Here is a 13,353-nt window from a genome sequence, read left to right as displayed (position 1 = left end):
CAGGTGATCCAATGTTTTCACTCAAAGCAAAAAACCTGTTTCTTCCCCGCGGCCTGTTGCTGGCCGCCGGCGCGCTGTTGCTGGCCGCCTGTGAGGGGGAGGTTTCCGACGATATCGCCCAGGAAGACTCCCTGGAAATCAGCCTGCAACAGTGCGAGGTAGCGGTCGGCGGTGTCGTGGGCACGCCCACGGACCCCGTCACCGTCGACGGCGAGCCCATCCAGGCCTGCCTGCTGAATACCGATGTGGGCCAGCGCGGTGAGGTGCGCCTGAAGGGTAGCCACAACTTCAAGCCGCTGGTGTGGGTACTGGATGGCACCTACGAAATCGGCGAGAGCAAGCGCTACGCCACCCTGGCGGATTGGAAGGCGGATACCATGCATCGGGTCGAGGTTCTCCCGAACCCGGTGGTGGGCCTACTAACACTCTACGCGCGCGAGGGTGCCCTGGTGGTGGTGCATCGCAACGGCGACTTGTTCAGCCATATCGAATCCGTCGATGACAACAACACCGGCACCGGCGAGTGGGCCGGAGTGGTGGTCAACGGTGTGGGCCCGCACGCGGATTGCGGCAGCAATATCGGTGCGGATAGCTTCTGTAATATCGAGGGCTCCTGGGGTTATTACGGCGGCGTTCCGTCTGATATGGATACCCAAGAAATCGGTACCAGGCAGGACCCTACCGGCTTCGGCGGTTGGGCGATGGAGGCCGGCGGTGAGCCGGCCAGTGGCATTGCCCCGTCTGCCGCCGTTACCCTCAATGCGCCGCATCCACAGCAGAACAGTAGCGCCAGGGCCTCTCACGCCGCCTACAGCGCCAAGACCGGCCTGGAACTCAACGGCGGCGCTATTGGTTTCAGTATTCGCAGCATTGGCAATAGCGGTAGTGCCGTACACTGGCACAGCGGTTATAGCGGAAATATCGGGGGAACTGTCTACCACGATAATGAAGAGCCGGCCCTGCGCGGCGAGAGCGGCAGCAACGTGGCGCTGGACGGACTCACCCTGGTGGATAAAGACCGGCAGGCGGGTAACGCCATTCGCCTCAGCGGCGGCGGCGAGGTGGCCGTGAATAATGTGGTTATCCAGGGCTTCTCCGGCTGCCTGCAGGTGAACGACGGCATCACCCGCGTCTCGCCTGTCAGCAACAGTATTTTCTACTGCGACAGCACCAGCGCGGCCGCCGAGGACGGCAGCGATTACGCCGCCGACACCCTGGCCGCGGCGGAAAACTTCTTCACCACAAACCCGGACCTGGACCCGGGGCTGAAAATTACCGCCACGGGTATCGAGGACATTTCTGGCAGCGCCGATGCTCCCAGTAGCCCCTACGATTTCAGCCTCACCTACGAACCCTGCTACGGCGTCGGCACGCCGCTGGAGGAAACCGTCAGTATCGGTCAGGGCGACAGCTACAGCATCTGCGAACTGCAGGGCGAAATTACCGAAAACTTCTATTTCGACGACGATATCAACGGCGAGCGGGTGGCCTGGCGTATCCGGGGCGAGGTGACCCTGGGCAGTGACTTCGGCACCCTGGATGCCGACCAGCAGCGGGCACTGCTGGCGGCGCCGCAGAAGGTCATCCTGGACGATACCTCCCGGCTCCGGCTACCGGCGGATGCCTCGCTGGTGGTGAACCCCGGTGTGCGCCTTACCGTCGCCGGTACCGTGAAGGACCCGGTGGAGCTGGACATAAGGCCGCAGGACCGGGGCGCCCACTGGGGCGGTATCACCATCAACGGCCTGGCGGACAGCTGTGCCGATGCGGAAACCTGCGCGCTGGCGCGGGGCCGGTTCGTGGATATCCAGTACCTGCGCCTGTTGAATGGCGGCAGCGGCCAGGCGGCACTGACCCTGAACGAGGTGAGCGCGGCCGGCCAGATCGATAACCTGGATATCGCCGGCGCCGCCGGCGACGGCCTGGCCCTGAGCGGCGGTGCGGTCAATATCGACCGGCTGCTGGTCTCCGGCTCCGCCGGCGACCAGGTGCAGTGGAGCGGCGGCTACCGCGGCACCCTGCAGTACGCCATCCTGCAGTCGAGCGAAAGCAGCCTCGGCCACGCCCTGCACGGCCGCAACACCAGTGAAGACCACGACCGGGACCCGCGCTCGCGCCCGGTACTGGCCAGTATTACCATGAAGGGCAGCGTCAGCGCCGACACCGCCATACTGCTGGAACAGGGCTCCGGCCTGCTGTTGTACAACTCGGTGGTGGCGGACTTCAATACCTGCCTGGATATCGACCACCAGGCCACCGCCGACCTGCAGTACACGGACCCGCGCCAGATCCACTTCGACAATGTGGTGCTGGACTGCAACGCCGGTGACAACACCCTGCCGCAGGAGGACGAAGACGGCGGCTTCGATTTTGCCAATGCCACCCTCACGAGCGGCGTCTACGAGGTGGCTGCAGTGCTGGACAGCAACTACGTCGCCAGCGGCCCGGATATTCCCGCCATCGAAGGTGCCATCGACTTCACCCTGGCCGGCGCCGCCGCCGGCTACCTGGAGGCGGGGGTCGGCTATATGGGCTCGGTGCGGGATTCCCAGGACGACTGGTACCTGGACTGGAGCGATTCCGTCGGCGTCCGCCTGGCGGCGGTGTGCGATTTCAAGGGGGTGCTGGAAGAGGACTATGTCATAGAGGGGCCCGAGAAGGTTGACGTTGAAGATGAAGATGGCAACGAAATCTTCGATTATTATCCACGGCGCACTGTCTGCGGGCTTCGCGGCACCCTGACCGAGGATCTCGTGCTGACCACCTATACCGGTGCGGACCGGGAGGCGGTGAACAGCAACGGGCAGGTCATCGATGTTGTAGAACATGACGGAATCGAATACGAGGTGGCGCGCGATCCGCTTTATACTGTCTGGCTGTTCAACGGCCTGGTGCGGGTCGGCGAAGGGCACCTGGAGATCACCGATACCGCCGAGGTCGAAGCCATGAAAGCGGACCCGGTCACACTGGGTATCGAGGCCTCCGCCTCTATCCAAACGATCGACAGGGGCGGCCTGCATATTACCCGCGGCGGTGAACTGGTGGCACTTGGGGGCGAGGCGCTGTACGGAGAGACCGATCCCGATGCCTCCGGCCCCATTGCGCTGGGCGGTGACCTGATCGTGGATGGCTTTGCCCGGAACAACCAGTGCCCGGATGCCATGGCCGAGCCCGGCAGCCGCGTCTGCAATATCCAGGGCGAGTTCGGCTATCACGGCGGTTACGACGATGACCACGGTAACCTGGAGGTCGAGAACCTGCGTATCGACGGCAGCCGGCTGTACCTGAACAGCGTTGGCCGCGGCGGCAAGCTCGAGAATCTTAATCTCGAGGGCGCCGATACCTGGAGTACCGACGACCTGGGCGGTGCGATGATCGATATTGACGGGGGAACGGTAAACCTGCGCTCAGTCAATATCGACAGGGTGCCGGGCAGTGCCATTCGCTGGAATCATGGCTATCGGGGCAATATGCAGGGTGTTTATGCCGAAGGCCTGCGTGGTGCCGGCGCGGCAGCCAGTAACGATCCCGCCTATTTCGATACCCTGTTCCAGGATGAAGACGGAAACTGGCAACAATATCCGTTGATTCGCGGTGTCAATGGCGATGAGGGCCACGAAAACGATCTGCCGCGTTCCATGCCTACCCTGGCCAATATGACTCTCTATGTAACGGAGAGCTCGGATCTGTGTATTCTTCCGTTTTTGCCGTGCGAACCGGTTGAGGTGGGCAGTACCGCGATAGAGCTATCCCACGGTAGCGGTGCATTCCTGTATAACAGCGTCGTTGGCCCCAGCGTAGGCCAAACCGATAGTTCTCTCGGAAATCTCACGGTTGATCAGTGCATATCCGTCGACCCGAGCGTCGAAAGCTTGTTGGGCGAGGAGGTGATCCTGAGCCAGGTAGCCTTAGCCTGCAAGGAAATTTCCAGCGATCCGAGTCTGGTGGCACAGATCGACCGAACTTTTGCAACCAGGACCCATGTCAATAACGAGGGTGCGGTCAGTAACAGGAATAATATTTCCAACCCCAGCCTGGCCGACGCGGATGTATATTACTTCGATTGGGTTATGAGTGGGGAACCAATAAGCAATTACACAGATGTCCAGGGCGTAACCGTATTTGACGGTTGGGAAAGTCAGCTTTACCCGGATGCGAACCTGATTAATCTGGGTGAGGCGCCCATGGATTATTCCGGCTCCCAGTCCGCAGATCCGGCGTTTATCCTCGAAACCAACTATTTCGGCGCGCTGGACTACTTTGTGCCGATCGAGACGGGAAGAAGTATCCCCGAGAATTGATCTTTTATTGATTTTCCGGAAAAGGGTCGACATTGGTCGGCCCTTTTTTGTGTGAAATTAAGAATTAATTTCGATGTTAGCAGCGGTTCCTTCAGTTCCCTGGCTTACGATTGCGATCCGACTGATCTGTCGGCCGAAACTTCCGCTACAGGACTCACCAGCGCTTCCTTCTGGTCTGCGCCTGCCTGTGACTGATTTAATCTGTATATAAACGAAAACACCGATCCCTATTTGGCGCAGGATTTTCCTGCGCTTTTTTATATCGGAAATTATTTTCAAATAACTTAACTTTCTTACTTCAATATTGCGAGCCGATCAGCGTAGCCTGGATGGAGCGCAGCGGAATCCGGGAAAAGGTGCGGCTCGGCACGCCAATCCCGGATTCCGGCGCTGCGCACCTCCATCCGGGCTACGCTCTAAAGTTCCGGATTTCGAGGTTGCGAGCCGATAAACGTAGCCCGGATGGAGCGCAGTGGAATCCGGGAAAAGGTGCGGCTCGGCACTCCAATCCCGGATTCCGGCGCTGCGCGCCTCCATCCAGCCTACGCCCTAAAGTTCCGGATTTCGAGATTGCGAGCTGATCAGCGTAGCCTGGATGGAGCGCAGCGGAATCCGGGAAAAGGTGCAGATCGGCACCCCAATCCCGAATTCCGTCGCTGCGCGCCTCCATCCGGGCTACGCCCTAAAGTTCCGGATTTCGAGGTTGCGAGCCGATCAGCGTAGCCTGGATGAAGCGCAGCGGAATTCGGGAAAAGGTGCGGCTCGGCACGCCAATCCCGGATTCCGGCGCTGCGCGCCTCCATCCGGGCTACGTCCTCAAGTTCCGGATTTCGAGATTGCGAGCCGATCAGCGTAGCCTGGATGGAGCGCAGTGGAATCCGGGAAAAGGTGCAGCTCGGTACCCCAATCCCGGATTCCGGCGCTGCGCGCCTCCATCCAGGCTACGCCCTAAAGTTCCGGATTTCGAGATTGCGAGCCGATCAGCGTAGCCTGGATGGAGCGCAGCGGAATCCGGGAAAAGGTGCAGATCGGCACCCCAATCCCGAATTCCGTCGCTGCGCGCCTCCATCCGGGCTACGCCCTAAAGTTCCGGATTTCGAGGTTGCGAGCCGATCAGCGTAGCCTGGATGAAGCGCAGCGGAATCCGGGAAAAGGTGCGGCTCGGCACCCCAATTCCGGATTCCGTCGCTGCGCGCCTCCATCCGGGCTGCGCCATTTTTCGGAAACTATTTTTAAATAAAAACTTAATGTCGCACATTGGGTTTTCACTAAGTCTATAGGCAGTTTTTTATACTGTTGTTTATCGTTTTCTGCGGTAAAAATGACTATTTATTATTTCCATTAAATGCCGGTGAAATATTTCCTGTGTAGCTTGGATGCTGCCCGGGATAAGGAGGTTGTTTCCGGGTTTGGACTTTTATCCTGTTTGCTTAAACACATTTTCATTTATGGAGATTGAAATGAAAAAAGTAATTGCCACTGTGGGCCTGTTGGCCCTGGCTTCGGCGTCCCAGGCTGTTACCACTCTGGGTGGGGACGCAGAGTGTAATAATAATGGTGACTCAATAGGTTTTATTCCATTCAACAATACATATTATTTGGGCTGTGAACTCCCGAACAACATTGCGGTAGATGATACCGTGGTTCTGGCCAAAGAAAGTACTTTCTATGGAAGTGAAAACCCCGTCTCGATCGTATGGACCCTGCCCGGTATCGTCGAAGTCGGCAACGGCAGCGGCGCCAGCGCCACGCCGTCTTCCGTGGATCACACCGTCCTGCAGATCGAGGCCGGTGCACAGATCGCGGGTGCGGTAGATAGCAATTCCGGTCTGCTGATTTCCCGCGGCGCCAGTATCGATGCCGTGGGCACCGCCCAGGACCCGATCGTCTTCTCTTCCCTGGATGACAACTACAGCGAGTCCGGCGAATGGGGCGGCTTGGTGATCGCCGGTTTCGGCCAGAGCAACGACTGCCCGAACGACACCGGTAGCTGTGAGATGGAAGGGGTTGCAGCGGGCCATTACTTTGGCGGTGGCCTGGCCGACAGCTACAGCAGCAGCACCCTGCGGTACGTGGTGATTGCCGAAGGCGGCCACGTGATCGAAGATGGCAACGAAATCAACGGCCTGACCCTGTACGCCGTTGACGATGCCAACGCCACTATCGAAAACGTACACGTGCACAACAATGCCGATGACGGTATCGAGTTCTTCGGTGGCGATGCTGAAGTGGACAACCTGTGGCTGACCTGCAACGAAGATGACAGTGTCGATTGGGATACCGGTTTCCACGGTTCCATCGAGAACCTGTCTATCCTGCAAGGCGGTGCTGGCGCTTCCAATCTTGACAGCGCCGGCTACGCATTCGAGCTGGCTGGCAACCCCAATGATCCCAGCAACCAGCCGCAGTCCAACGGTTCTGTTACCAATGCTTCCATCACCCTGGCCAGTGGTGCGGTTCAGACAGATGAAGTTTTCCGCCTCAAGGAAGGTACCCTGGGCTCCTTCACCAATATCGATATCAGCGGTTACGCTGGTGTAGGTTGTGATGATATTGATGCGAATAGCAGTGGTTCCTTCAGCTCCCTGGCTTACGATTGCAATGCCACTGATCTGCCGGCCGAAACTTCCGCTACAGGCTTCACCAGCGCTTCCTTCTGGTCTGCGCCTGCCTGTGACTGATACGGTCTGACTATAAGCTGGAAACTCCGGCCTTTATTGAGCGCAGGCATTGGCCTGCGCTTTTTTGTATGCCGGAGTAAAGGTTTTTGTCGCCATTGCATTGTGACTGCGTCTTTAGTTAGGCGGGTAGTGTGAATTCCTTTCACTGTGCGAGTGTCGGCTGTAGTGCTCCAGGATAAGACTCGCTTCGTATTGGAGCGCTCTCCTGATCGGACGGGGGAGTTACGGCTGGCGGAAGCTTGCATTGCCCGCTCCCCCATTTCTATGCGCAGCCTGGTCTGCGCTTTTTTTATTGCTCAGGTTACGTTTTTCTCCTGAAAATAAATGTCGCGATCGACTGGCTTTCGAGTCTATAGGCAGTTTTTTATATTTTAACTGTATTTGTCGGGCGGCTTTAGATAGCGAATCGGTTTTAATGGAGCATACCTTTGCAATATTGGACAGTTAATATGCCGGCCGTCCGTAAATGCTGTTCCTTGCGGGCGTATGTCTGATGTTGCCTTTTGTATCAATTTCAAATTATCCGATTCCATTGAGTGGAGCTTGTAATGAATAAGTTAGTCGATGTTTTAGGTGCGGTTAAATCCCTGTTCCGTGCTTTCGGCCTTGTGGCCGCCTGTCTCGGTGTCTCCCTGTTTGCTGCGGCTGCCGCCCAGGCCCAGGAGGTCGACGGCCTGGTTTGCACCATGTCGGGTTATCTGACCTTCGAAAGCCCGCTGACTAAGCGGAAGGAAGAGCGCAATGTTGCTGGAGAGGCATCTATCTCAACCTGTGTGGATAAAAATGGTCCGGTTGAGGGTATTGAAGCGGAGGTATTGTTTTCTGGCGATGGTGTTGCCAGCTGCACACTACAAAGCTTCACCATTTCGCAGGCGGTTATATGGAATGATGGTCAGCTTGACTTTTCCTCCCTGGAAGCACCGGATGGTGGCCCGGCGCCGTTGGGTGCTTACAAGGGTGTTGTTGATTTTGGGAAGAATGAGGGTAGTAAGGTGATCACCGTGCTGTTCAACGATGAGCCGCTGCAGACCCTGAGCTGTGTGCTGGGCATCGATCCCATCGGCACCTACAACTTCAGTGGTGTGCAGATCTTTACCGACCTGGATACCGAAGCGCCGGGCACCGAGCTCTGATCTCTCAAGTTTCCGGGTTCGAGCTTCCGGGTCGACGGGAGTAGCCCGGATGGAGCGCAGCGCAATCCGGGATTGGGTGCACCCCGGCACCATAATCCCGGATTCCGGCGCTGCGCGCCTCCATCCGGGCTACGCGCTGCTTTGCTGGCTCTAAAGTACCAATTATTAATTGTCGAAAAATTGTTTTGACCAAAACCTGCCGTCGCAGTCGTCATCCCGGACTCGATCCGGGATCCAGCGAAGGTGCCCCCAGCACCATGGATTCCGGATCGGGTCCGGAATGACGACTCTACGATACGAGGTGAATACAGGGCTTAAGGATTCTGGATAGCTGTTAATACAATTATGAGGCCCTTGATAAACTGGACTGCGCCCTTGTCATTTTTTCGCAATATGTGTTTGCGACCATCCGGATGCCGTAAACCAAAATTCTCCCAATAAGCGGTTCCCGGAGTCTCTTCTGGATATTCCCTCTGCACTGCGTCCTCTGGCCCTGTGCGGCCGGTTCCTGTGGCCTTTCGCGGCCCTGCCGGCGCTTGCCTCGCCCTGTGCGCCGGAGCCGGGGCAGAACCTGATGTCCGCGCTTTACACGTTGGCGCAGTCATCCGGGTACCGCCTGGTAACCAACCCGGCACTGGTGCGCAACAAGAAGGTGGTGGCCCCGCCGGGGTGCGGGCCGCTGGAGGAGCGCGCCCGGAACCTGCTGGGGCCGCTGGGGCTGGATTACCAGTTGATCGGCGATACGCTGGTGGTTTTCCGGGCCGGGCCGGAGGGCCGGCAGGCACCTGCCGCACCGGTGGCGAGGCCATCGATTGCCGAGGTCGTGGTGGAGGCCAGCGCCTTTGAAGGGCAGCCCACCAGCGGCAGTGGCAACCGCTATGGCCGTTACAAGGGCGGCGCCGATGCGGCGCTGGATTTCGACCGTATCCATTCCCTCGGCATTACCGACCTGGCCTCGGCGCTGGAACTGATCTCCGGCGTAAAGATGGAGCAGGAACGCTACGCGGTGATTCGCGGCATGAAGGGCCGCTACCAGTCGGTGCGCCTGAACGGCGCCGCCATTCCCAGTCTGGAACCCTCCGGCCAGCGGGTGCCGATGGATGTGTTCCCGGTGAATATCCTCAACCAGGTGGACCTGCGCAAGTCGGTGTTCGCCGATGCGCCGGGCAATGCCAGTGCCGGGGTGGTGAATATCGAGACGCGGCGCATTCCCGAGGAGACCTCGCTGACGCTGGTATCCGGCGGCGGCTACCGCAGTGGTACCACCGGGGAGAAGGTGCTGCGTGGCTATACCGGCGAGCGCGACTGGCTGGGCTATGACGACGGCGGCCGCGCCTTGCCCCGGTTGATCGGGGAAAGCGCCCACCTGGGCAGCCCGGACGATTGGCCGGAGGCGCAGCGGGAGGCGGCGGGGGAGGTGATCCCGCGCGATTACGGCCTGTATTTCGGCGAGGCGGGCGCGGATGGTCTCTTCAACCTGAGCGGCGGCCGCTCCTGGCAGCGGGGGCGGCACAGTTGGGGCGTGACCGGTTCCCTGGGCTACCGCAACGAGTGGCGCCAGCGGTCGTTGTTTTCCCAGGTATTGAACCGTTTCTCCCTCTCGCCGGAGCAGGAGGGTGGGGAAGGGAGCAGCGTTTTCGCCACCGAGGACGCCAGCCACCGGCGCCTGGACAACATCATCAACCTGAACGGGCTGCTGGCGCTGGGCTACGGGCTGGATGAGCGGCATCACCTGGGGGCGAATTTCCTGCTGCTGCGGCAGAGCGTCAACCGCGCCGAGCAGATAGAGACCCGCGAGCGCAACCGTTCCGGCGAATACGATGGCGAGGACAGCCTGCGCAGCCTGTCCAACTGGACGGAAAAACAGATGGCGCTGGGCCAGTTTTACGGCAGCCACTTCGTCGGCCCCGAAGAGAGTATCGCCATAAACTGGCACCTGACTTCTGCGCGCTCCCGCTATACCCGCCCCTACGACGTCAGCTACCGCTACGCCCGCAACGGTGTTTCCTATTCCTACCTGTTCCAGCCCGGCTACAACAATTTTCGCGTGGCCTGGGAGGATATGGGTGAGGAGACGCTGAGTGCCGGTGTCAGCGCTTCCTATCAATGGTTCCGGGACGACTGGTCTGTGGACCTGAAAGCCGGCACGGACATACTGGACGCGCAGCAGGATGGCTACCTGCTGGAATATACTTTCATCGCCAAGGGGACGCTCGATGCCAGCTGGGAGCTGCGGCAGCGGAACAATCCCGCCGGCATCCTGACGCCGGAGACCATTATCGGCGCGCCGGGATCCGACGGTTTCCTGCTGGACAACGATATGAAGTTCACGCTGAGCCCGCCGGAGCTGGATGGCGATTTCTACGCGGCCGAACACCGCAATCGGGCCAGCTACCTGCTGGCGGACGCCCGCTACGGCGAACGCTGGCAATTTTTGCTGGGCATGCGACGCGAGGGCGACCGTGTGGAGGCCGATGCCTGGGACAGGCAGCCGCAGGGCCGGGTGTCGCTGTTGGATGGCCGCCGGGATCTCTACTCGGCGGCGCTGGGGCTCGAGCCCTCGCCGCGGCACAAGTTGCGCCTGGGCTACAGCGAGACGGTGGTGTGGCCCGGAATCAATGAACTGATGCCGCGGCGCTATGAGGATACCGACCTGCGCATCGAGGTGACCGGCAATCCCAACCTGGAACTGGCGGAGGCGCAGAACTGGGATCTGCGCTGGCAGTTCAGCGATGACGAGCTGGGCCTGGATACAAAGCTGCTCGGTTTTTACAAGACCATCGACAACGCCATCGAGGGTGTGTTTTTCGATCCGGTGATATCCAACAACCGGGCCTTCAATATCTACAGCTACCTGAACTCGGACTCGGCAAGCCTGTACGGCTACGAGCTGGAGCTGGATTTCGCACGGGTGTTTGCCGATTCCCACAAGCTGGAGCTGCAGTCCAGTTACGCGGGCATGCACTCGCAAGTGGATATCCCCCCCGACCTGCGACGCGAGGCCGAGACCCGGCCCCTGCAGGGGCAGCCGGCGTACCTGGGCAGCCTGCAGTTACAGTACCGGCACCTGGACAGCGATCGCAGTGTGTCCCTGTTGTACAAGCGCTCGGGGCGGGAGCTGTATATCGTCAGCAATAGCTACGGCGTGCCGGATGTCTACCGCGATCCGTACGACAGCCTGTCGCTGGCATTCAATACGCCATTGTTTGCCGGTATGCACGGGACCTTTTCCGTCGAGAACCTGCTGGACAGCGCGCGGCACTACGACCAGGGTGGCAAGACGTTTCTGGATTACCGGGAGGGGCGGCGATACCAGTTGCGGGTGGCGGTGGATTTTTGATGCGGGAGCCGCATGCAGGCGAATACCTATGGCGGCACGGATGTAGCCCGGATGAAGGCGCGCAGCGCCGGAATCCGGGGTTGGGGGGCCGCCTGTTCCCGGATTCCGCTGCGCTTCATCCGGGCTACCGGTTGCGGTTGCTGCGCAGGACGATTTCTTCGCCGGATTCGGAAATCTCCAGGCCGTGCAGGGTGGCGAGGATCTGCAGGTTGGTTTTTATCCTGTTCAGGTCGAAGGTGCCGCTGACGCGCAGGTTGCGGGTCTGGTGGTCGCCGGCGACCAGGGGTTTGGCGGAGTAGCGGTTGAATTCCGCCAGCAATTCCTCCAGGCGCATATCCTCCACCTGGACCAGCCCCTCCAGCCAGCTCCTGTAGGCGGCCAGGTTGAATTTCTGCACGGTGCCCAGGGCGTTGCTGGAAACACGCAGGCGCTCGCCGGCGGTGATCTGCAGTTCGCGGCCCGGTTGTTCCAGCGGGTGGACGGCAACGGTACCTTCGAGCACGGTGAGCTCGGTGATGCCGTCCCGCTGGTCCACATTGAAGACGGTGCCCAGTGCTTTCATGGAGGCATGGCGGGATTCCACCACGAAGGGCCGCTGTTTGTCCCTGGCGACGGTGAACCGGGCCTCGCCGTCGTAGAGCCGGATGCGGCGTTCGCGCCCGCTGAAATTCACCGATACCCGCGAGCGGGCGCTGAGGTCCAGGGTGCTGCCGTCGGCCAGGGCCGTGCGGCTGGTCTGCTGGCTCTCGGTGGCGTAGACGCGATTGGTGTCGTTGTCGCTGGGCTGGAGCGGTTGCTGTATGAATGTTATCGACAGGGCGACCAGCACTGTCGCCGCCGCGGCCAGGGACCACCGGAGTTGGCCGGTTTGCGGCTGTACCGGCGCCGCTTCGATACTGGTATTGCTGCCCACCAGCCGCACGGCCTTCTCGAAATCCGGGTGGTTCCAGATGTTCTCCACTTCCCGGGCCTTGCGTATCCTGGCCGGCTTCTCCCGCAGCCAGTTTTCGTAGCGCTCGCGGGTGCCGGTACCGGCTCTCTCCGCGCCGCCGTGCACGGTCCAGTCATAGATCTTCTCTATTTCTTTTGCGCTGAGTGGAAGTTCTGTGTTCATCGTCATTGTCGGTTTGTCTGCAGGGAACTTGGTCAGGCCCGGGGTTCCAGGTAGCGGGCCATTTTCGATTCGATGGCTTTGAGGGCCCGGTTGAGCTGTTTTTCCACCGCTTTGGCGGACAGCCCCAGGTGTCGGGCGATCTCCACATTGGTTTTGCCGTCCAGCTTTCTCATGATGATGATGTTCCTGGTGGTTGTTGGCAGTTCGTTCAGTTGCTTTACAAACAGCGCCAGGCATTGCTGGTCGTTCAGTTGCTGGTCCGGTTGCGGTTGTTCGCAGCTGAGGCTGTCGGCCAGTTCGTCCACCGATTCCATCGGCTCCTGCCGGCGGCGCATATTGTCGTTGATGATATTGGTGGCGATGCGGTACAGGTAGCCGGCCGGGTTGGCCGGCAGTTCACCGGTTTGCAGTTGCCGGGCCAGGCGGGCCATCGCCTCCTGGTAGATATCTTCTGTCTCCGATACGTTGCGCGCGCGCCTGCGGATATAGTTCATCAGCCTGGGCTTTTCCGACGCGAGTTCCTCGATGATTCGCTCGCGTTCGGCGGTCAGTTTTTCCATTGGGTCCCCGTACCCCGCTGTCATTTTTTTGTCACGGCTTTGATATTTTTCCGCGCGCTTTAGGGTACAGACGGAATATGACGGCTTTGTGCGGCATAATAATTTTTTATGGTTTCAATGGTGGTGATAGTTTCGCCACAATGTAGGAGCCTGCCCTGCAGGCGAAAGGGACGGGCGTGTGCGCACCCGGATTCCGCTGCGCTTCATCCGGGCTACGCAGGCGA

6 protein-coding genes are annotated in these 13,353 nt (G+C 59.8%); 4 read left to right on the top strand and 2 right to left on the bottom strand.

What is annotated here, in order from left to right; genetic code table 11:
- Positions 1-11 precede the first annotated feature (11 nt).
- From MWN76_RS16460 to MWN76_RS16445, 4 genes are all read left to right on the top strand, one after another.
- Entirely contained in the window at positions 12-4,301 is a 4,290-nt protein-coding gene (locus tag MWN76_RS16460) for a hypothetical protein (RefSeq protein WP_250463267.1), read from the top strand.
- A 1,640-nt stretch (positions 4,302-5,941) separates the two neighbouring features.
- Positions 5,942-6,982, top strand: a complete 1,041-nt coding sequence (locus tag MWN76_RS16455) for a hypothetical protein (protein WP_250463264.1) — start codon at positions 5,942-5,944, stop codon at positions 6,980-6,982.
- A gap of 548 nt (positions 6,983-7,530) precedes the next feature.
- Positions 7,531-8,115: a hypothetical protein gene (locus tag MWN76_RS16450; protein ID WP_250463261.1), complete on the top strand. Its 585-nt coding sequence runs from the start codon at positions 7,531-7,533 to the stop codon at positions 8,113-8,115.
- Positions 8,116-8,689: 574 nt separating this feature from the next.
- Positions 8,690-11,455 (top strand): TonB-dependent receptor, encoded by a 2,766-nt coding sequence (locus MWN76_RS16445; protein ID WP_250463258.1) that lies wholly within the window; start codon positions 8,690-8,692, stop codon positions 11,453-11,455.
- 124 nt (positions 11,456-11,579) lie between these two features.
- Here the strand turns inward: MWN76_RS16445 and MWN76_RS16440 are convergent, their stop codons facing one another.
- Both MWN76_RS16440 and MWN76_RS16435 read right to left on the bottom strand, forming a co-directional pair.
- Positions 11,580-12,569 (bottom strand): FecR family protein, encoded by a 990-nt coding sequence (locus MWN76_RS16440; protein WP_250463255.1) that lies wholly within the window; start codon positions 12,567-12,569, stop codon positions 11,580-11,582.
- Between the two features lie 32 nt (positions 12,570-12,601).
- Positions 12,602-13,129: an RNA polymerase sigma factor gene (locus MWN76_RS16435; RefSeq protein ID WP_250463253.1), complete on the bottom strand. Its 528-nt coding sequence runs from the start codon at positions 13,127-13,129 to the stop codon at positions 12,602-12,604.
- Between the last annotated feature and the right edge of the window lie 224 nt (positions 13,130-13,353).

The organism is Microbulbifer litoralis, assembly GCF_023634065.1.
Taxonomy (GTDB): Bacteria; Pseudomonadota; Gammaproteobacteria; order Pseudomonadales; family Cellvibrionaceae; genus Microbulbifer; species Microbulbifer litoralis.
Note: the sequence above shows the minus strand (reverse complement) of the source record. Positions and strands in the feature narration are given on the sequence as shown.

Bases quoted from the DNA above. Each gene is read 5' to 3' on its own strand.
- MWN76_RS16450 (WP_250463261.1), top strand. From the start codon at position 7,531: ATGAATAAGTTAGTCGATGTTTTAGGTGCGGTTAAATCCCTGTTCCGT.
- MWN76_RS16440 (WP_250463255.1), bottom strand. From the start codon at position 12,569: ATGAACACAGAACTTCCACTCAGCGCAAAAGAAATAGAGAAGATCTAT.
- MWN76_RS16460 (WP_250463267.1), top strand. From the start codon at position 12: ATGTTTTCACTCAAAGCAAAAAACCTGTTTCTTCCCCGCGGCCTGTTG.
- MWN76_RS16435 (WP_250463253.1), bottom strand. From the start codon at position 13,129: ATGGAAAAACTGACCGCCGAACGCGAGCGAATCATCGAGGAACTCGCG.
- MWN76_RS16445 (WP_250463258.1), top strand. From the start codon at position 8,690: ATGTCCGCGCTTTACACGTTGGCGCAGTCATCCGGGTACCGCCTGGTA.